This is a genomic window from Alkalispirochaeta americana (assembly GCF_900156105.1).
GTDB lineage: Bacteria > Spirochaetota > Spirochaetia > DSM-27196 > Alkalispirochaetaceae > Alkalispirochaeta > Alkalispirochaeta americana.
In genome coordinates this window covers 130,164-148,386 of the sequence record NZ_FTMS01000003.1, presented here as the reverse complement: position 1 = coordinate 148,386, position 18,223 = coordinate 130,164, and the positions used below count along the sequence as shown (strand labels likewise).

General features: G+C 57.5%; 19 protein-coding genes. 11 read left to right on the top strand and 8 right to left on the bottom strand.

The genetic code is table 11. The features are described from left to right. The first annotated feature begins 86 nt into the window (after nucleotides 1-86). The 6 genes from tsf to BW950_RS03450 are packed head-to-tail and all read left to right on the top strand — an operon-like array spanning nucleotide 87 to nucleotide 6,802. Nucleotides 87-932 carry a translation elongation factor Ts gene (gene tsf, locus BW950_RS03475; RefSeq protein WP_076487899.1) on the top strand — a complete coding sequence of 282 codons (846 nt, stop codon included), beginning with the start codon at nucleotides 87-89 and terminating at the stop codon, nucleotides 930-932. A 30-nt stretch (nucleotides 933-962) separates the two neighbouring features. Further along, nucleotides 963-1,517: a ribosome recycling factor gene (frr, locus tag BW950_RS03470; RefSeq protein WP_076487898.1), complete on the top strand. Its 555-nt coding sequence runs from the start codon at nucleotides 963-965 to the stop codon at nucleotides 1,515-1,517. Further along, on the top strand, nucleotides 1,517-2,257 hold the full coding sequence (uppS, locus tag BW950_RS03465; RefSeq protein WP_076487897.1) for a polyprenyl diphosphate synthase: 741 nt from the start codon (nucleotides 1,517-1,519) through the stop codon (nucleotides 2,255-2,257). Before frr ends, uppS begins: the two co-directional genes overlap by 1 nt. Then, entirely contained in the window at nucleotides 2,254-3,138 is an 885-nt protein-coding gene (locus BW950_RS03460; RefSeq protein WP_076487896.1) for a phosphatidate cytidylyltransferase, read from the top strand. The genes uppS and BW950_RS03460 overlap by 4 nt, the downstream gene beginning before the upstream one ends. Before the next feature lie 51 nt (nucleotides 3,139-3,189). Further along, the gene (gene rseP / locus BW950_RS03455; protein WP_076487895.1) at nucleotides 3,190-4,545 is read left to right on the top strand and encodes an RIP metalloprotease RseP; all 1,356 of its coding nucleotides are present in this window, start codon (nucleotides 3,190-3,192) and stop codon (nucleotides 4,543-4,545) included. Nucleotides 4,546-4,549: 4 nt separating this feature from the next. Continuing rightward, nucleotides 4,550-6,802: an outer membrane protein assembly factor BamB family protein gene (locus BW950_RS03450; RefSeq protein ID WP_076487894.1), complete on the top strand. Its 2,253-nt coding sequence runs from the start codon at nucleotides 4,550-4,552 to the stop codon at nucleotides 6,800-6,802. An 81-nt stretch (nucleotides 6,803-6,883) separates the two neighbouring features. Here the strand turns inward: BW950_RS03450 and BW950_RS03445 are convergent, their stop codons facing one another. From BW950_RS03445 to rpsF, 7 genes are all read right to left on the bottom strand, one after another. After that, nucleotides 6,884-7,165 carry a late competence development ComFB family protein gene (locus tag BW950_RS03445; RefSeq protein WP_076487893.1) on the bottom strand — a complete coding sequence of 94 codons (282 nt, stop codon included), beginning with the start codon at nucleotides 7,163-7,165 and terminating at the stop codon, nucleotides 6,884-6,886. A 69-nt stretch (nucleotides 7,166-7,234) separates the two neighbouring features. After that, nucleotides 7,235-8,560: a replicative DNA helicase gene (dnaB, locus tag BW950_RS03440; RefSeq protein WP_076487892.1), complete on the bottom strand. Its 1,326-nt coding sequence runs from the start codon at nucleotides 8,558-8,560 to the stop codon at nucleotides 7,235-7,237. 8 nt (nucleotides 8,561-8,568) lie between these two features. After that, nucleotides 8,569-9,237: a 50S ribosomal protein L9 gene (rplI, locus tag BW950_RS03435; protein WP_076487891.1), complete on the bottom strand. Its 669-nt coding sequence runs from the start codon at nucleotides 9,235-9,237 to the stop codon at nucleotides 8,569-8,571. Continuing rightward, entirely contained in the window at nucleotides 9,215-10,156 is a 942-nt protein-coding gene (locus tag BW950_RS03430; RefSeq protein WP_076487890.1) for a DUF2232 domain-containing protein, read from the bottom strand. Before BW950_RS03430 ends, rplI begins: the two co-directional genes overlap by 23 nt. A 12-nt stretch (nucleotides 10,157-10,168) precedes the next feature. After that, nucleotides 10,169-10,465: a 30S ribosomal protein S18 gene (gene rpsR / locus BW950_RS03425; protein WP_499697505.1), complete on the bottom strand. Its 297-nt coding sequence runs from the start codon at nucleotides 10,463-10,465 to the stop codon at nucleotides 10,169-10,171. Nucleotides 10,466-10,543: 78 nt separating this feature from the next. Next, nucleotides 10,544-11,032 (bottom strand): single-stranded DNA-binding protein, encoded by a 489-nt coding sequence (locus BW950_RS03420; protein ID WP_076487888.1) that lies wholly within the window; start codon nucleotides 11,030-11,032, stop codon nucleotides 10,544-10,546. A 45-nt stretch (nucleotides 11,033-11,077) separates the two neighbouring features. Further along, nucleotides 11,078-11,359 (bottom strand): 30S ribosomal protein S6, encoded by a 282-nt coding sequence (gene rpsF, locus BW950_RS03415; RefSeq protein WP_076487887.1) that lies wholly within the window; start codon nucleotides 11,357-11,359, stop codon nucleotides 11,078-11,080. Between the two features lie 111 nt (nucleotides 11,360-11,470). Here rpsF and BW950_RS03410 point away from each other — a divergent pair, with 111 nt between their 5' ends. The 4 genes from BW950_RS03410 to BW950_RS15285 all read left to right on the top strand — a co-directional run bounded on the left by BW950_RS03410 (nucleotide 11,471) and on the right by BW950_RS15285 (nucleotide 15,525). Continuing rightward, nucleotides 11,471-11,944, top strand: a complete 474-nt coding sequence (locus BW950_RS03410; protein WP_076487886.1) for a hypothetical protein — start codon at nucleotides 11,471-11,473, stop codon at nucleotides 11,942-11,944. Between the two features lie 117 nt (nucleotides 11,945-12,061). Then, nucleotides 12,062-13,624, top strand: coding sequence for a nif-specific transcriptional activator NifA (gene nifA / locus BW950_RS03405; protein ID WP_076487885.1), 1,563 nt, complete (start codon nucleotides 12,062-12,064; stop codon nucleotides 13,622-13,624). A gap of 215 nt (nucleotides 13,625-13,839) precedes the next feature. Further along, nucleotides 13,840-15,159 carry an ammonium transporter gene (locus BW950_RS03400; RefSeq protein ID WP_076487884.1) on the top strand — a complete coding sequence of 440 codons (1,320 nt, stop codon included), beginning with the start codon at nucleotides 13,840-13,842 and terminating at the stop codon, nucleotides 15,157-15,159. Nucleotides 15,160-15,183: 24 nt separating this feature from the next. Continuing rightward, nucleotides 15,184-15,525 (top strand): P-II family nitrogen regulator, encoded by a 342-nt coding sequence (locus tag BW950_RS15285; protein ID WP_076487883.1) that lies wholly within the window; start codon nucleotides 15,184-15,186, stop codon nucleotides 15,523-15,525. Between the two features lie 78 nt (nucleotides 15,526-15,603). Here the strand turns inward: BW950_RS15285 and BW950_RS03390 are convergent, their stop codons facing one another. Further along, nucleotides 15,604-16,998, bottom strand: coding sequence for a xylulokinase (locus tag BW950_RS03390; protein ID WP_076487882.1), 1,395 nt, complete (start codon nucleotides 16,996-16,998; stop codon nucleotides 15,604-15,606). Between the two features lie 136 nt (nucleotides 16,999-17,134). On the opposite strand from BW950_RS03390, the gene BW950_RS03385 reads away from it, so the two are divergent. Next, complete coding sequence (locus BW950_RS03385; protein WP_076487881.1) at nucleotides 17,135-18,223, top strand: BMP family ABC transporter substrate-binding protein; 1,089 nt, start codon at nucleotides 17,135-17,137, stop codon at nucleotides 18,221-18,223.

Genomic DNA, 18,223 nt, shown 5'->3' with positions numbered 1-18,223 from the left:
AGGGATGGGTACATAGGGGAACCCCCCTCCCCACCCTTGTCGCCGTTAATGCACTTGAACCATATCTTCAGGAGGAAATAACCATAATGGCAATAACCGCAGCCGACGTAAAAAAGCTCCGTGACAAAACAGGAGCCGGCATGATGGATTGTAAGAATGCACTCACCGAAGCCGAAGGCGACTTCGCAAAGGCCGAGCGCATTCTCAAGGAACTGGGCAAGGCCGCAGCTGCAAAGCGGAGTGGCCGGGCCACCAACGAGGGGCGAATCTTTACCCGCACCGAAGGTAACACCGGTCTGGTACTGGAGCTGGCCTGCGAGACCGACTTCGTTGCCCGCAACGAGACCTTTGTCGCCCTGGGAGAGAGCCTGGCTCAGGAGATCCTCGAACGGAACCTCACCGAAGCCGACGAGGCCATCGAAAACCGTATCAGGGACGCGATCAGCACCATCAAGGAAAACATGAGTCTCCGCCGCTTCAGCCGTATCGAGAAAAAAGATAACGAGATTTTCGCTTCCTACATTCATGGCGATTCCGGCCGACTGGGGTGCATTGTGGCCCTGGGCGCTGAAGACCCGGCTGCCCTGGAGCGTCAGGACGTGAAGGATTTTGCCTTCGACTGCGCCCTTCATGCCGTTGCCTTCCGGCCCACCTATCTCTCGGAAGATTCCGTCGATCCCGAATACCTGGCGGAGCAGAAAGAAATTTTCATGACCCAGGCAAAAAACATGGACAAGCCCGAGAAGGTGCTCCAGGGAATCGCCCAGGGGAAACTCAAGAAGCACCTGGCCGAGATCTGCTTCCTTGATCAGGGTTTTGTAAAGGACGAGAAAAAGAGCGTCTCTACCGTGGCACAGGAGCTCTCCAAAACAGCCGGAACGTCTCTTTCCCTGAGCGGATACCTGGTATACGCTGTGGGAGAAGAGGCCTAACCACCCAACCATTGCAAGGAGGAACGAGCTATGGAAGCAATTATCACGGATGCACAAGAGCGAATGAAGAAAAGCGTCGCCGCCCTGGAAGAGGAGCTGGCAGGATTGCGCACCGGCCGGGCCTCCGCCGCGATGTTTGACAAGGTCCGGGTTCAGTACTACGGGACGCCTACGCCACTGAATCAGGTAGCCAGCGTGAGCGTCCCCGAACCCCGGCTGGTGGTCATCCAACCCTGGGATAAGGGTGCCCTGGGCGACATTGAAAAGGCGATCTACGCATCGGAACTGTCCCTGAACCCCAGCAACGACGGAAAAGTAATCCGTATCAGCATCCCCCCCATGACAGAAGAGCGGCGCAAAGAGGTGGTAAAACTCGCCAAAAACGCTGCAGAACAAGGCCGGGTAGCGGTACGGAACATCCGCCGGGATGCCAACGACGAGCTCAAAAAGCTGGAGAAAAACAGCGAGATCAGCGAGGATGATCTGAAGCGCGGCGAGGAAAAAATCCAGAAGCTGACCGATCAGCGCATCGAAGAGATCAATACGGTGCTGGCAGCCAAGGAGACTGAGATCCTGGAGATCTGATGGGGAGCGGAGAGAAACCCTCAGCGGCCGTTCCGCGGCACATTGGCATTATCATGGACGGCAACGGACGCTGGGCCACCCGACGAAGACTTCGCCGCACCCGGGGCCATACAAAGGGAATCGAGGCGGCGAAGCGGATCGTTCTGGAAGCGATCGAACAAAACATCGGGTACCTCTCGCTCTACGCATTTTCCACCGAAAACTGGCGTCGCACCGAGGAAGAGGTTTCGTTCATTCTGGCTTTGGTGGCAAAAAATCTGCGCAGCCAGTATTCGTTCTACCGGGACAACAACGTCTGCGTCCGACACAGCGGCAACCTGGAGGGCCTCCCCTCCCAAGTTCGGGATGAGATTCACCGGGTTACCGAAGAGACCCGCAACAACACGGCGATCACCGTAAACCTGGCTGTGAATTACGGCGGGAGGGATGAGATCGCTCGCGCTGCAAACCGGGCGCTGCAACACAAACTGGGCTCCTGCGGAGAGCCCCTGGACGAGGCAGCTCTTCTCCTGACGGAGGAGGATATTCAGCACCATCTGGATCTGCCGGACCTCCCCGATCCTGACTTGATTATCAGAACCGGAGGGCATCGACGTATCAGCAATTTCCTCATTTGGGAAAGTGCCTACGCAGAGCTGTATTTCAGCAATCGTTTCTGGCCCGAGTGGACAGGAAAAGATCTCCGAAAGGCAATTCACGACTTCGGGTTGCGCAAACGAAACTTCGGCGGTACAGGATGACACAAAACACAATTTTTCGACTTCTGGTTTTCTTTATCGGCATCCCCCTTCTGGCAGCAAGTGCGTTGCTCCTGCCCCAGGCGGGTCTCCCTGCCTTTGCTTTTCTTGCAATCGCGGCATCCGCTCTGGGAGCACGCGAAACTGCACGATTTTTCCCGGAACAGACCTGTTCCTATCGCCACAGCTGGCTGGTGATCCCTCTCATGGGAGCCCTCGTCCCTGGTGCGGGCTATAGTGCTCACTGGCTTCCCGGCGACTGCTCGCCCTCTTTTGCCGTGGTGGGCGTGATCATTCTGGGACTCTCCCTGGTTATGGCCATCCAGGTTTTTCGGAGCCATCACGGGGATTTCTCTGGAATCATCCCCTCGATAACTACCCACACCTTTGTACTCCTCTATCCCGGGCTTTTTCTCTGGCACGCTCTTCGTCTGACAGAGTTGCCCCACCCTTCGCATCTGGTGGTTCTCTTTCTGCTCTGCACCTACCTGAACGATAGCGCGGCCTGGTTCTTTGGCAGACTTCTGGGAAAGATCACCACCCCTGCCGGGGCTGCCCCTCCGGTGGCGATCAGCCCCAATAAATCGGTGGCAGGATTCGTGGGAGGGTTTTGCACCACCCCCGCCGTTGTAGTTGTGGCAGGCCTGGTGTTCCCGGAGATTCTTCCCGGGTCCATTTTTGCCCATATCGCCTTCGGTGCCATCATTGGCGTAGCCACTATCCTGGGCGATCTTGTAGAATCTGCCATGAAACGCTCCGCCGAGATCAAGGATTCAGGACAGCTCATCCCAGGTCGCGGAGGACTCCTTGATTCGATTGACTCTCCCATCTTTGCAGCGCCATTTTTCTACTATGGCTATGTGCTATTCTTTCTGGTCCCCTAGAAGGGTATCTTCCTGGGGACATTCCACAGGGTATTTCTGCGAGGTTTCTTCATGATAAATGTTGTTGTGGGCTTGTTTGGACTGGGCCTGGTGGTGTTCGTCCATGAACTTGGACACCTTCTGGTGGCCAAGAAGATGGGAATAGCCGTCGAGGCCTTCAGCGTTGGCTGGGGCCGCAAGATATGGTCTGTCACCCGGGGAGGGACCGAGTACCGAATAAGCTGGCTCCCCATCGGCGGATACTGCAAAATGCAAGGGGAGCACGCCCTCTTGAAGGCATGGCAGGAAAAGAGCTCTTCCATCACCGTTGAAAAGGGCGATTTTTACGCCGCCCGCCCCTGGCAGCGCATACTGGTTCTCCTGGCGGGACCGGCGGTTAACTTTTTCTTTGCCGTAGTCGTTCTGGGGATCATCGCCATGATCGGCTATTCCTTTTTTACCTTTCCCAACAAGATCATTTTGGCCGATGATTACCACCCCGATCGACAAGGCCCTGCAGCCCAGGCAGGTCTTCAGACAGGCGACCTGATTGTTCAGATCGACTCACAAAGGGTCGAATCATTTCGGGATATCCAGTCTCTGGTAAGCCGCTCGGCCCAGCAAGATCTCTCCCTGAAATATCAACGGGAGGATCAGGAGTTCTCCACGACCCTGGTTCCCGCCCTGAACCCCTCCACGGGAGCTGGATATATAGGAATCTATCCCTGGATAGAACCGGTGATTTCCCAGGTGATACCCGGATCCCCCGCTGATATGGCCGGGCTGCGACCGGGTGACAGGATTCTTGCCGTGGAAGGCCAGGAGATACCCCACAGCATCGCCCTGGAAGCACTCCTGCAGACCCGTGCCAGCGCTCCCGTCACGGCCGAGATCAGCCGCGACGGGGAGATCATCAGCCTCAGGATCGTTCCCGGCCATACCGATGAGGGCACACCCTCCCTGGGTATTGGATACAAAGCGATGGAGGTCTCCTCCGGCACGATAGGGCCTCTGGGGGGACTTAAAACAGGCTTCGATCAATCCCTGGAGATCCTTCACCTCACCCTCCGGAGCATCAGCTTGCTCTTCTCCGGAATCGATCTGAACCAGGCCCTCATGGGACCTGCGCGGATCACCTATATGGTAGGAGAGGTTGCCGCTGAAGGGTTTCGGGCAGGACTCGGAGCAGGGTTATTCTCATTCTTTAACTTTCTCAGCCTCATCAGCATAACCCTCTTTTTCATGAACCTCTTGCCCATTCCCGCCCTCGACGGAGGCCAGATTCTCCTGACGGGTGTGGAGATCATCACAAGAAAACCCCTGCATCCCAGACTGGTCTACCACTATCAGGTTGCAGGAAACATCATTATTGTCGGCCTTATGTTTTTCGCTGTCTTTAATGATATTCTTTTCTTTGCCCGGAGCTAAGACAATGAAGATACATACGAAACGTGCCTGGACGATCCCCTTTGTGCTGACCCTGGTTGTTGCCTTCTCTCAGGCCGATACCCTGCTGGCTCAGCCTCGTGCCCTGGTTCGATCGGGTCATACCGACGAGATAACCGCCATGGCAACGCTCCCGGGAGAGAACCTTCTCTTTACGGCAGGGGAAGACGGAAAACTCATGGTCTGGGACACCCGGACCGAAGCCCTTTTGCAAAGCATCCGGGCTGACCGCTTCCCCGTTCGTGCTATCGCGCCCTTCCCGAACGGAAACGAGGTGGCACTCTACAGCTCCGACGGAAACCGCCTCCACCGGATTTCTCTCTGGAACTGGAAAACCGGTCAGCGCCGCTATCTGCACACCCCCGACGGAGAGGTTCTCTGGATGGAGGCATCTCCCCGGGGATCCTATCTCCTTTATTCCGTGCCGGGACTCAGGAGCATGCGAATACTCCGGGCATCCTCGGGGAGGAGGCTTCCTTTTCTTCAGCAAGCCACCAGCATTGTAAGCTGGTTTGTTACAGCCGGTAGCGAAGAGCGGGTCATGACCTACTCGCCCTCGTCGGGAAACATCGTATACCGAAATATCGCCAACGGCAGAGTTGAGGGGGAGTTTGAGGGCCCCTCGGACCTGAGCAATTTACACCTTCTCTCCCAGCGTCGCTTTGCCGCCGCCGAGACCGCTACGGGGACGCTTGCCGTGGTGGACCTGCTCTCGGGCAATGTGGTTGATCAGGCAGAAGCGGGGAGAATCAGAAAGATTCACCACGATGCCCTGAGGGAGGAGATCCTGGTCCTCTCCCAGACATCGGGCAGAATGCCCGAGATCCGGCGCTTCCGATTCCACCAGGGCCGCCTGGAAGAAACCTCGCCTGCGATGAGGCTCCCTCAGCATACCATAAACAATATTGCATCTCTGGATCGCCTGCTCTACGGCTCTGATCTGGAAGGACGACTCTTTCTGTTACCCCACCAGGGTGATGACCCAACCCTCTTTGCCGAGTCAATCATTGAACCGATCACGACGATTGCCACCAGCAATGACCGGCTCTGGATTTTCACACAGGAGGAGCTTCTCTCGCTTCCCACACAATTTTTGGCAGACATGCGAAGAGCCCGGCCGGGTCAGCCTATTTCTCCCGTGGGGGCGACATCCTTTTCCGTTGCCATGGGGAAAGGGGCCCGCATTGTGCCCGGCAACCATGACGGCGAAAAATTGCTCCTCTGGTCTCCCGAAGATTCCCGCTCTCCCCTGAAACGGATAGACGGGCTCACCGGCGAGGTGACCGATCTTCCTATCCGCCTCTCTTCGGGAGTCCGATCCATTTACGCTCATGGCAACGAAATTCTGACCCTCTCAAGAGCGGGAGAACTGGCCATGGTCAATCTGGATAGCGGAAACGAGACCTTCTCCTACCGTGGTACGGGATTCCAGACGGCCATGCGCACCGACCGGGATATTTTCCTGGGCAAGGCCTATACAGGAGGGTTTCTTGATTCAGCGCTCCTGCGCATAGATCCCCGGACGGGTCAGACGGTACCCATGGAGACAGATGCCCGACTGATCTTTTCACTAACTTATGATCCCAGACGGGGCAGACTCTTCGCAACGGGCATCAGCAATAGCCAGGGGGGAGAGACCGCCACGGTGATCGAGGTTTTCGACGGCCCCAACTATAGCCGTCGCCGAACAATTCTGGAAATTCCCGGGGAATATCTTGATGCGCGAATAACCGTGGATCCTCTGCGGGGCGCCGTCTACACAACCCTTGATGATCGGGGGGGAGTCCTTCGGTGGGACGGATCCCGGGTGAGCGAACTATCCCGGAATCAGGCGCACATGCCGCGACGGCTGGTTCTGAACGACCATTACGTTTTCTCCGTGAACTGGGACGGCACCCTCTCTCTTATCAGCCGGTTCTCCGAGGAATCCGTTCTGGATATCACGGTGGTGCGTACCGCTTCGGGCGCGGCCTGGATTGCCCAGCGGCCGGACGGCCTGTTCCACACCTCCCACCCGGCTTTGGCAGATCCTTACATAATCAGTGTCAACGACTCACGAACGACCCTGGAAGATCTGATCGTCCGGGAGGAAGAACCCGAGAAAGAACTTCCCGAGGATGAGGAGAAAGAAGAAGATGAGGCAAGCCGGTTCGAAAGCGGCCGGTTCCATGATTCCCTCATAGACGAAGAGACGGACTATTTTGACCCTGAATCGGGGGATCCAGCCCCTTCATCCTGACCCCTTTATCTGATCGATGAGGCCCTGGCTAGACCGGGGCCGAGGGGGACGGGAGGACGGGGCTCGGAAGACGGTAATGATTTAGCCGATAACCTTTGCTATCGCGTCAGCTACGGCCTCGCGCACCGTTTTTTCGTGTTCGTCCTTGAGAGAATCTGCGTAGAGCCTTCCCAGCAGGTTTGCCCGGTACAGGGGAGGGACTCGATTCAAGGCATAGGCGGCAATGTCCAGGACGATTCCATCGGCGTCCTCGCCAAGATCGGGGGCATTCTCCCCTTCCAGCTGCCGCTCCAGTTCATCAATCACAAGCCGTTCGGCCTCATTTGCCAGTTCATCAAAGGCGTAGAGATCTCTGAAATCCATGGTTCATCCCCCCGTTTCTCAGTCCCGTGACACAACACCTTGCGTGCAATGCCACCTGTTTCATTCAGTCTACTTCATATCATGAGACAGATTCTCGAACTTGGTATAGCGCGGAACAAAGGCAATCTCGATCGTTCCTACCGGACCGTTCCGCTGCTTTGCCACGATCAGCTCTGTCTTGATGACGTTCATGTTCTCCGTGGAGGACTCCTCGAGGTTTCGCTCCCGGTGAAGGAAGATGACCACGTCGGCGTCCTGCTCAATACTTCCTGATTCCCGAATACTCGAGAGCATGGGCCTCTTACCTTCAGTGTCGCGCGATACCTGGGAAAGTGCAATGACGGGAACGTCCAATTCCCGGGCCAGCGCCTTCAGGGAGCGGGATATCTCGGCGATCTGCTCGTGCCGCGCCAGCTCCCGATTCTCGTTGGTGATGAGGGTAATGTAGTCCACGAAGATCACCTTGACTCCGTGTTGCCCTACCATGCGCCGCGCCTGGGCCCGCAGGTCCAGAAGGCGCATTCCCGGAGAATCCGATATCCACAGAGGCGCGTCGTAGAGGCGCCCCGCTGCATGGGTAAGGTTTGCAAAGTCCGAGGACCGAAGCATTCCGGTCCGGATGGTCTGACTTCCGATGCGGGCCTCGCTGGCTACAAGACGTTGCATAAGCGCCATATCGCTCATTTCGAGGGTGAAGAATCCCACGGGTATTTTCTGGCCCACCGCCATGTGGGCCGCCATGGAGAGGGCCAACGCTGTCTTTCCCACCGAAGGACGCGCGCCAACAACGATAAATTCGCTGGCCTGAAACCCGCTGGTCATGCTGTCCAGATCCGAGAACCCCGAAGGAACACCGGTGAAGGCGTCTTGATTATGATAGAGCTTTTCGATTGCCGTAATGGTTCGGCGAACCACTTCTTTGGCAGGCTGAAACGATTGGGTCTGATTTGTCTCGGCCAGCTCGAAGATACGACGCTCCGCATCCTCAAGCAACTGGCGTGTGGGAATCGTATCGTCGAAACAACTCTCGGTGAGCTCCGCCGCGATGGTAATGAGCCGTCGCCGCAGGGCGGTCTGACGGACAATCTGAGCGTAGTACTCAACGTTTGCGCTGGTGGGAACGGCCGTGGTCAGCGAGGAGATGTACGAGGCACCACCGACGCGCTCCAGGACGCCTGTAGACTGGAGCTCGTTGGTAAGCGTTATGAGGTCGATGCTCTCCCCGCGATCCCAAAGAGTCAGAACAGCTTCAAATATGGAGCCGTGGGATCTGCGGTAGAAATCCTCGGGACGGACGAACTCCATAACCCGGGGAACCGATGAGGCATCGAGAAGAACGGCGCCGAGGGTTGCTACCTCGGCATCGAGATTATGTGGGGGCAGACGCCCTTCCATGGCCGGAATTACTCCGGACTCGACCGGTCCGCGTCCTCTTGAGCAGCTTCTTCTTCAAGGGCCTGCTGCATGGCGATCACCTCGGGGTCAAGAGACGTCTGATCCGACTCCTGGTCTCCCTCGGGAGCGTCAGCCGAGCCTTCAGCTGCTTCCGGTGTCTCTTCCTTCGACGGTTTCATTTGGCCAGCAGCTCCGGCCAAGCGGCTCCGCTTTTCTTCCAGCTCCTGGGCGTTGCTTGCCACAACCTGCACCACCAGCAGAGCTTCTTCGTCGGCGTAGAGTTTTACCCGGACCTTGTAGGTTCCCACGGCTTTCAGGCTGTGTTCGGGGACATCGATGCGCTTGCGCTCAACTTCGATACCCTGAGCAGCCAGCTGCTCGGCAATGGTAGCGTTCGTTACGGAACCAAAGAGTTTTCCGTTGATCCCTGCCGTCATGGAAATTACCAGCGCTTCTGCCTCGAGCCGCTCCTTCACACTGGCTGCATCCTTGCGCTTCTGCTCGCGTCGTGCCTCAATCTCGGAGCGCCGCTCCTCGATGCTGGCCAGATTGCGCTCGCTGTACTCCATCACCAGCCCTTTGGGCAGGAGGAAGTTACGGGCGTAGCCCGGAGCTACGGTGCAGATATCACCTTCTTCGCCAAGATTTGTAACATCACTGTTCAGTATGACCTTCATATCGATCTCCCCTTCTATAATCTATCCACAATTCACTCATGCCGAGCAAGGGCAACCCTCCCGCAACGAGTATATTCATTCCGGGAACAAAGAACGCGATCAGCACGACTGTCAAAACCCAGCGCTCTCCCTGAGGAGAAACTCCCCGAAGATGAAGCAGGTGCTGAATCAGGCCAATCCCCTGAATGGAAAAGAGGAACCCTCCCACCAGGGCGAGGTTCCATCCCACCGGAGCGTAGGTGCCAACATCCGAAACCCAGGAGGCAATGATGACCGCAAGGCCGATGATCACCATCCAGATCAGCTGATCGGGAACACGGGCGTGACGCAAGGTCTGAACCGCCCCGGCTCCCCGTAAAACGATTCCGTTTCCCAACCACCAGTTTGCAGCAATCCCCGCCGTCAGGGCCAGACCAACCGAACTGAGCACAATCCGGGTGATCAGATCGACCCAGAGCTCCCAGTCCTGGTTGACGCCCATCATGGCAAACATTGAGCGGAACTGCTCGCTCAGCTCCCCCTCACCGCTCCCGGCCAGGAGCAACGCCCGGAGACCGGGAAAGGCCGCAACAAGGGCGATCCCTCCTCCGGCGATCAGGCGCAACCACCAGGGGTAACGCCGGGCAAGGTTAAAAAACGCAAGCCCCGCCAGCAGTCCCACAGGAGTAAGAACATCCAGCAGGACGTATCCCGCAGGCCCGGAAAACCGGACTGCCTGCACGGTATGGACCACCAGGATCAACAGAACCGTTATTCCCGCCGCCAGAAGGCCTCGCTCGCCTCCCCGCCGCGAAAAAATCACCTGCACCGGCACGGCAAACAAAAAGGTGAAAAATCCGGAATAAAAGAGCACTGCACTCACGAGAGCTGCCGCAAGAAGCGGCAACCAGTGCTCTCGATTATCCCGGATGAGCATCATCACGAAGGCGAATCAACCCATCTTCAACATGCCCAGATAACGGGCACGCTTGATCTCGCGAACCAGCTTGCGCTGATTTTTGGCAGACGTACCGGTTATTCGGCGGGGCAGAATCTTTCCGTTTTCCGTCAGGAACCGACGCAGGACGTCAGGCCTCTTATAGTCAACCACAAGGTTGTGAACCTTGATCTTGTCTACTTTTTTTCGAAAGTGACTCCGTCCACGGGGTCGAAATCCCCGTCCACCGTCACGATCATCCCGGCCGTCACGGCCACCATCGCGGCCTCTTGAATCACCGCTTCGTTTCATTTCGTCAGACACATGGTCCTCCTGGTTACTTGTTTCCTTCGTTCCCTATCCGATCAAAGACGCCTGTACAAGAGGTGCTCAAAAGGGAATGTTATCGGGAAAATCATCCGAGCCAAAGCCATCATCGCCGCCGGGGCCACCACCCCCACGGGGTGCTCCTGACCCGCCAGAACCCTCGCGATCAGATCGGGAGGAGCCAAAACCGCCTCCTTCGCCTGATCCGCCACCGGCGCCGGCGCCGGCACCACCGAGAAGCATCACATTGTTGGCGATTACCACCACCTTGCTGCGATTCTGCCCTTCGGGAGTCTGCCATCGGTCCTGCCGCAACTGGCCGTCAACGCCAATTTGCTTGCCCTGCGTGAGATAGCGCTGAATTGCTTCGCCCTGTCGACCGAACAACGTCACATCAAAAAAACTGGGTTCATCCACCCATTGATCGCCCTGCTTTCGGCGATTATTGATAGCCAGGGAGAACTCGCAGATAGCAAGTCCTCCACCGGTATATTTCAGCTGGGCATCCCGAACAAGACGCCCCACCAAGACGACGTGGTTGATATCAGCCATGTTTCCTCGATCCCCTGGTTTGGAACAGCTCTTTCAAGGTGATCCTTAATCGTCCCGCCGCACCATCAAAAACCGCAGAAGCTCACTGCGCAAGCGCAGGGGGCGTTCAATCTGCTTGGCTTTCTCGGGATCCATGGTGCACACGTAGTAAAAATAGTGAGCCTGGATCTGGTTTTTGATAGGATACGCCAAGGTTCTCAAGCCCATGTCTTCTTCTTTTTCGATCTGGGCTCCCAGCTTTTCCAACTCTTCCCGTACCGCAACGACCCCGGCATTGAATGTTTCCTGGTCGGAGCGGAACACACACATCGCTTCGTATGTTCGCAAATTATTCCTCCTTCTGGACTTGCGACTACCATTTTGATACCATCAAAGGCAGCAAGAAGGTCGGAGGACGTTACCACGCTCCACGGTCTGTGTCAATATCGGAGGAATCCCTTGCCCGCAAAAATTCATTATCAGGATAATCTTTTTTTTCTCCACTCAATCATCCGTACCGTAGAGTCCGGGTTGCGCCTGGATATTGATCCGGAATATTTCCGGGACAAAATCCTGGAGGATATTTTTTTCGTCCACGCCGTGCTTCAGCGCAAGCACCGCGTCCTGCAGGAGCAGGAACAGCTCATAAACCGGACAACCTATCTGCGAGCCCTCCGCAGGACAGCCCTGGCCTACAAGGCTTTTCTGTCGCTCATCCTTGAGGGAGAAACCGCCTTTCAGGATGCCTTTGCACCGTACCTGGAACGGCTGGCAACAATCAAAGAGGAGGAAGAAGCACTGCTTCGTGAGGTGGAGGCCCACCTGGATAAGGTTGAACCCGAGGAGGACTCATCGTCGTCGATCGTCTCTTCCGAGGAGTTCAGCTTTCTCCTGGCGAGCGACCCCGATGATACAGAGCAGGGCGCGACCTGACAGAAGACGGCCGCCCCTGGCACAAGAAAGACCTACCGGATTGTATGGATTGGTCTAAAAAAGCCTCTCTTGTGTATTACCCTACAATGATGTAGGGTAATGCCCAGGGAGTACGCCATGAACACCACACATTCCGACAACCATACAAGAGGAAAACTGGAAGAACTCTCGCTCCTCTTTGAAATAAGCCAGATCCTGGATCAAAGCATGGATCTCAAGCAGGTGATCCAGCCTGTCCTGACAGCGGTTACAGACCACCTGGGAATGCTCCGCGGGACGATCACCCTTCTCAACCGCAAGAGCGGCGAGATTCTTATCGAAGCAGCCTACGGCCTCTCGCCAGCAGAGCGGAAGCGGGGCCGCTACAAGCTTGGCGAAGGAATCACGGGGAAGGTCGTTCAAAGCGGTCGGTCAAAGATCATTCCCCGCATAGACGAAGAACCGGAGTTCCTCAATCGCACCGGAGCGCGCCGGGGCAAACCCTCCGAGGAGGTCTCCTTCATCTGTGTCCCCGTCAAGATCGGCCCCGAGACGATCGGCGCGTTGAGCGTGGACCGCAGTTTTCCCGGCGAAGAGGCGCTTCAGGAGGATCTGCGTATCCTTACGGTTGTGGCGTCCCTGATCGCTCAGGCCGTAAAGATCCGACAGACCGTTATGGAGGAGAGAGAACAACTTCTGGAGGAGAACTCCCGCCTCCACCGAGAGCTGGAAGAAAAGTTCCGTCCCTCCAATATCATTGGCAACAGCAAGGCCATGCAACACGTTTTTGATATGATGGCCCAGGTCTCTCGCAGCGACGCCACGGTCCTTATCCGCGGGGAAAGCGGAACAGGGAAGGAACTGGTGGCCCAGGCGATCCACTATAACAGCGCCCGGGCGGCAAAACCTCTTATCAAGGTGAACTGCGCCGCTCTTCCGGAGACGGTGATCGAGAGCGAACTCTTTGGCCACGAGAAAGGAGCCTTCACCGGCGCCATCAGCACCCGCAAGGGGCGCTTCGAGATGGCCAACGGGGGAACAATCTTTCTCGACGAAATCGGCGATCTCTCGGCCATGACCCAGGTCAAGCTTCTCAGGGTGCTTCAGGAGAAGGAGTTTGAGCGTGTGGGAGGAAACGAGACGATTCGCACCAACGTCCGTGTTATCGCAGCCACCAACCGGGATCTGGAGCGAGCCATGGAAGAAGGGCTCTTTCGGGAAGACCTGTACTACCGGCTCAACGTCTTTCCTATTCATATTCCTCCCCTGCGGGAGCGGCGAAACGACATCCTCCTCCTGGCTGATCACTTCATTGCAAAGTACCGCGAGGAGAATCACAAACCTATCCAGCGAATCTCTACGCCCGCTATCGACTTGCTGAGCAATTATCACTGGCCCGGGAACGTGAGGGAGCTGGAAAACTGCATCGAGCGGGCTGTCCTGTTGAGCGCCGACGGGGTGATCCATTCGCACCATCTGCCTCCAAGCCTTCAGTCCGCCGAGAGCACCAACACCCAGATTCACGGATCGCTCCAGGATTCCCTGGACAACCTGGAACGGGAACTGCTCATGGACGCCCTGAAATCGACCAAGGGGAACATGGCCAAGGCGGCGCGCATCCTGGATATAACCGAGCGCATCATGGGCCTGCGAGTCAAAAAACACGGCATCGACCCGAGGAATTATAGAACAAGAATGTAGGCTTATAAGCATATTCATACATAAAAGTAGTCGCCAACCGCATAAACACCCTTATTGTCATCAAAGATCCCGCAGGGGCGCATCTTTCTATTTCCTTACAAAGGTGAAAGATGTGCCCGCAGCTCCCCATCAAATCCTCCTCATCGGAAAAACTGGCACACCTTTTGCTTGAACAGTGATTGATACGACCCCATCCTGTGAGGAGGAAAAACACTATGGGACGACGGACTTTTTTGCTGGTTCTCTTGATGACTGCGATCTCCCTGACACACGTAGCAGCGCAAGATGTGGAAGCGGTACTGGAACTCTACAGCCAGGCCTTTGACATGATATGGCTCACCCTGGCAGGAGCGCTGGTCTTTCTGATGCAAGCCGGTTTTGCCATGGTCGAAACCGGCCTCACCCGCGCCAAAAACGCCGGGAACATCATCATGAAGAATCTGATGGATTTCTCCATGGGGGCTATCGCGTATTTTGCCGTGGGCTGGGCCATCATGTACGGCGCCAGCGCCGCCGGCCTGGTGGGAACGGATCAGTTCTTTCTCGCCGGAGCAGATTCGGCAGACTTTCGCGACTGGTTCTTCCAGGTAGTCTTTGCCGCCACGGCAGCAACCATTGTGAGCGGAGCCATGGCAGAACGAACCAAGTATTCGGGCTATCTCCTCTACTCGGCGGTTGTGTCAGGCCTTATCTACCCTGTCAGCGGCCACTGGATATGGTCCGATGCGGGCTGGCTCGCCGGGATGGGATTCCATGATTTTGCAGGATCTACCGTGGTCCACTCTGTAGGTGCCTGGGCAGCCCTGGCCGGAGCCATCATGATAGGAGCCCGGCGAGGAAAATACGTCAAGGTTGGAGATGTGGTGACAGTGAAGGCAATTCAGGGCCACAACATGCCCCTGGCAGCACTGGGAGTCTTTATCCTGTGGTTTGGATGGTACGGTTTCAACGCGGGAAGCACCCTTTCCGGAACGGATCTGGATATCGCCTACGTGGCAACAACCACTACCCTGGCTGCCTCGGCAGGCGCGATTGCCGCCATGGTTACCAGCTGGAAGTGGTTCGGGAAACCCGATCCCTCCATGTCCCTGAACGGAGCGTTGGCGGGGCTCGTGGCGATCACCGCTGGAACCTGGGTGATAAGCCCCGGATTATCACTCCTGGTGGGGGCCCTCGGCGGAGTAATTGTGGTGATCTCCGTTGAAATTATCGATAAGGTTCTCCATGTGGACGATCCTGTGGGTGCGATCAGTGTCCACGGTATCACAGGAATCTGGGGAACCCTGGCGGTGGGGCTCTTCGGCGACCTCGAACTGATCGGCAGCGGTCTCACCCGGGGAGGTCAGATAGGGGTTCAGCTGATCGGTATCGGCGCTGTCCTTTTGTGGGTTCTCAGCACATCGTTCATCCTTTTCTACCTGCTAAAGACCTGGGGCCTCCTGCGAGTATCGCCGGAAGATGAACTTCTGGGTCTCGATATCTCCGAGCACGGGACTGAATCCTACGCAGGTTTCCAGATTTTCTCCAACGTGTGATCGCTTAGAAAGGAGCAGAACGCCATGAAACTGATTATTGCCTACATACAGCCCCACCGACTGAATAACGTGAAGGAAGAGCTCTACAAGGCGAAGGTTTTCAAACTTTCGATCACCAACGCCCTGGGAGCGGGGCAGCAGAAGGGCTACCACGAAGTATACCGGGGGATCGATATCGAGGTAAATCTTCTGAAGAAGGTTCGCCTGGAGATCGCTGTGAACGACGAGTTTACCGATGTCACCATTGAGGCGATCCTTCGTGGAGCGAGAACGGACACGATAGGCGACGGAAAGATCTTTGTTGTCCCCCTGGCGGAGGTGATCCGCATTCGCACCGGGGAGACGGGGAACGACGCGATCGGCTGATTAACAGCCCGATGGCTGCCTGACAGGGCAGCCATCGGGAGCGTGCCGGAGTTCCCCAGCCTGCGGAGGAACTCCTTATCAGCACCCTTCCAGGGCTTCCTGAAACCGCCGGAAACGAGCCTGATACCGGTGATGCTGCTCGGCGTAGCGAAGGGCCCCTGCAGGATCGGGATGATAGGTGTGGACGATGTGAACTGCCCTGGCGGCGGCCGCTTGCAGGGAGGAGGCTTCTCCCAGAGCTACCATGCCACAGCAGAGGTTTCCAATCAATTCAGCGTCGGCCACGGCGGGAACGCTCACGGGGACTCCTGTCATATCGGCCTTCATTTGGGTCCACAGCCCGTTTCGAGCCTGGCCCCCGCATGCTACAAGCTCCGTCACGGAGCATCCCGCCCCCTCGAGCAACTCCAAGGCCTCCCGCACGGCAAAGCCGATGGAGAGGACCACGGCCCGGCCCATCTCGGCCCGGCTGTGCTGCGCTCCCAGGCCGATAAACATGCCCCGTCGAAACTGCCACGCCCCGGGCCGCTGGAGGGAGGGGAAAAACCAGGGCAGGTCAGCATCCTCGGACAATCGCAGAATTTCCAGCATCATGTCACCGTAATCACGACCCCTCTGACCGCTGATCTCGCGAAACCATTCGAAGAGCAGCCCCGTGGAGGAGAGGATGCCCGCCACGTTGTACAGCCCCGGGATAACATGCGGCAGGGTCCGCAGGTGCTCGGCCTGGCGGGGGTGGGCCGAACAATAGTTGATTCCTTCGGATGTTCCGGCCCGATCGCAGGTCATGCCCGGCTGAAGGCAGTTGGTACCGATCAGGCTCATGAGGAAGTCCGACCCCGCCGCCACCACGGGGGTTCCCGGGGGGAGCCCCAGCTCGACACTGCGGTGACGCGCCACCTGACCTGCCACGGAACCCACCTGAACGAAGGGCGGCAGCTTTCGGGTATCCAGCCCCGCTGCCGAGGCGTCGTCGGTATTCCAGATGTAGGGGGAGAACTCCTCGCCCGGGGTTACGGCCACGGCCTCACCGGTGAGATAAAAGAGGAGATACTCCGGGAAGGGAAGGTACCACCGAACCTGATCGGCGTGGGGGTCGTTGCGGTGAAACCAGAGGATTTTTGGAAGATAGAACGAGACGCTCTCTGGCAGGACCTCAGCCCGGGGGTCCAGCCAGAGCAGGGGCTGCCCCAGAATGCGCCCCTCCTCGTCTACAGCAACCACGGTGGGGCCGTTTCCGCTGATCACCACAGCGTCGATCCTGTAGTGGCCTGCCACGGTGGGAACGGTTTCCCTCAACGCTTCAAGCCAGCGGTGGCCGTCGAAGGCCGATGCTGAATCGGAGGGGCCCATGACGGGCCGCCGGATAAAGGAGAGGAGCTCCCCGGAGGTTGTTACCACGGCCGCCTTCAGGCTGGAGGTGCCGATGTCTATCACCAGGTATCGTGTGTGATCCACCGCTGCTGTTGTCATACTCCCAGAAGCTACCAAGAGGATCACCGGCGGTCAACGGCAGGATCTTCCCGGAAAAGAGATCTCTGCAGTCACTCGTCACCAAAGGCGCCAAAGGCGATTGAGAAAGGCCGACTCTTCCCGTTAGAATAGGCCCATGAAAGCGTTATATACCGCCCTCCTGGCGCCCCTGGCCCTTCTGGCCATGACGGGCTTCGTCTCCTGCGGAGGAGATTCTTCCAGCGACACCCGTCACTCTCCGTCCGGATACGGGGGGGACGAAACCCGGGGTACCGAAAAATCAGCGATCGGCGTCTTTGTCCCCGGCGTGGTTGACGGGAGCCCCACCTACGAGATGCTCGTCAGGGGCGTCCGCAGGGCCGTGGCAGATTTTCCCGGCGCATCGGCCACGGTGGTCGAGGGCGGGTTCAACCAGGCCGGATGGCTTGAAGGGGTCATGTCCATGGCCGCGTCGGGCCGGTACGATCTTATCGTGACCTCCAACCCCAGCATGCCCGAGATTATTCTGGAGGTTGCCCAGGCCGTTCCCGGGGTTCGATTCCTCCTGATGGATGCCTATCTGCCAGACCACGAAGGGGTGCACTCGATCCTCTTTAACCAGCGGGAGCAGGCGTATCTCTCGGGGTATTTTGCGGGCCTCCTTACCACCAGCGATCTTCCAGGAGCTACTGCCCGGCCACGGATCGGGCTCCTGGCTGGCCAGGAGTTCCCCATTATGAACGAGGTCATTCTGCCGGGCTACCGCGAGGGAGCCCGCCAGATATCGGAGGAAATAACCCTGGACTTCCGGGTTCTGGGCAACTGGTTCGATGCAGGCAAGGCCCAGGAGATCGCCGCAGACATGATCCGTAGCGGAAGCGATACAATTCTGACTATCGCCGGTGGCGGAAATCAGGGGGCCCTCTCGGCAGCACGGGAACGAGGGACCTACGTTCTCTGGTACGACGATTCCGGCTACGACGAGGGGCCGGGCGTGGTGGCCGGTTCCTCGCTGGTTCATCAGGATACGATGACCTACCAGGCCACGAAAGAGGCTCTGCGGGGAGAGACTCCCTGGGGGAGCGCTCGCATTCTGGGTGTGGCCGACGGGGCCGTGGGCTTTGATACGGAGCATCCCGCCTTCCGGGAGCTGATTCCCTCCGAGATGATCCAGGCTATGGAGGCCAAGCTTGAACTGTTGCGTCAGGGGGAGCTCCGCCTGGAGATGACCCCGCCGGGGACGTGA

What these genes read in the sequence shown, in the direction of transcription:
- rpsR (WP_499697505.1), bottom strand. Translation starts at nt 10,465, where the DNA reads ATGAAACGAAGCGGTGATTCAAGAGGCCGCGATGGTGGCCGTGACGGC.
- BW950_RS03390 (WP_076487882.1), bottom strand. Translation starts at nt 16,998, where the DNA reads ATGACAACAGCAGCGGTGGATCACACACGATACCTGGTGATAGACATC.
- uppS (WP_076487897.1), top strand. Translation starts at nt 1,517, where the DNA reads ATGGGGAGCGGAGAGAAACCCTCAGCGGCCGTTCCGCGGCACATTGGC.
- rplI (WP_076487891.1), bottom strand. Translation starts at nt 9,237, where the DNA reads ATGAAGGTCATACTGAACAGTGATGTTACAAATCTTGGCGAAGAAGGT.
- dnaB (WP_076487892.1), bottom strand. Translation starts at nt 8,560, where the DNA reads ATGGAAGGGCGTCTGCCCCCACATAATCTCGATGCCGAGGTAGCAACC.
- tsf (WP_076487899.1), top strand. Translation starts at nt 87, where the DNA reads ATGGCAATAACCGCAGCCGACGTAAAAAAGCTCCGTGACAAAACAGGA.
- BW950_RS03430 (WP_076487890.1), bottom strand. Translation starts at nt 10,156, where the DNA reads ATGATGCTCATCCGGGATAATCGAGAGCACTGGTTGCCGCTTCTTGCG.
- BW950_RS03400 (WP_076487884.1), top strand. Translation starts at nt 13,840, where the DNA reads ATGGGACGACGGACTTTTTTGCTGGTTCTCTTGATGACTGCGATCTCC.
- BW950_RS03460 (WP_076487896.1), top strand. Translation starts at nt 2,254, where the DNA reads ATGACACAAAACACAATTTTTCGACTTCTGGTTTTCTTTATCGGCATC.
- rseP (WP_076487895.1), top strand. Translation starts at nt 3,190, where the DNA reads ATGATAAATGTTGTTGTGGGCTTGTTTGGACTGGGCCTGGTGGTGTTC.
- BW950_RS03385 (WP_076487881.1), top strand. Translation starts at nt 17,135, where the DNA reads ATGAAAGCGTTATATACCGCCCTCCTGGCGCCCCTGGCCCTTCTGGCC.
- BW950_RS03450 (WP_076487894.1), top strand. Translation starts at nt 4,550, where the DNA reads ATGAAGATACATACGAAACGTGCCTGGACGATCCCCTTTGTGCTGACC.
- BW950_RS03420 (WP_076487888.1), bottom strand. Translation starts at nt 11,032, where the DNA reads ATGGCTGATATCAACCACGTCGTCTTGGTGGGGCGTCTTGTTCGGGAT.
- nifA (WP_076487885.1), top strand. Translation starts at nt 12,062, where the DNA reads ATGAACACCACACATTCCGACAACCATACAAGAGGAAAACTGGAAGAA.
- frr (WP_076487898.1), top strand. Translation starts at nt 963, where the DNA reads ATGGAAGCAATTATCACGGATGCACAAGAGCGAATGAAGAAAAGCGTC.
- BW950_RS15285 (WP_076487883.1), top strand. Translation starts at nt 15,184, where the DNA reads ATGAAACTGATTATTGCCTACATACAGCCCCACCGACTGAATAACGTG.
- BW950_RS03445 (WP_076487893.1), bottom strand. Translation starts at nt 7,165, where the DNA reads ATGGATTTCAGAGATCTCTACGCCTTTGATGAACTGGCAAATGAGGCC.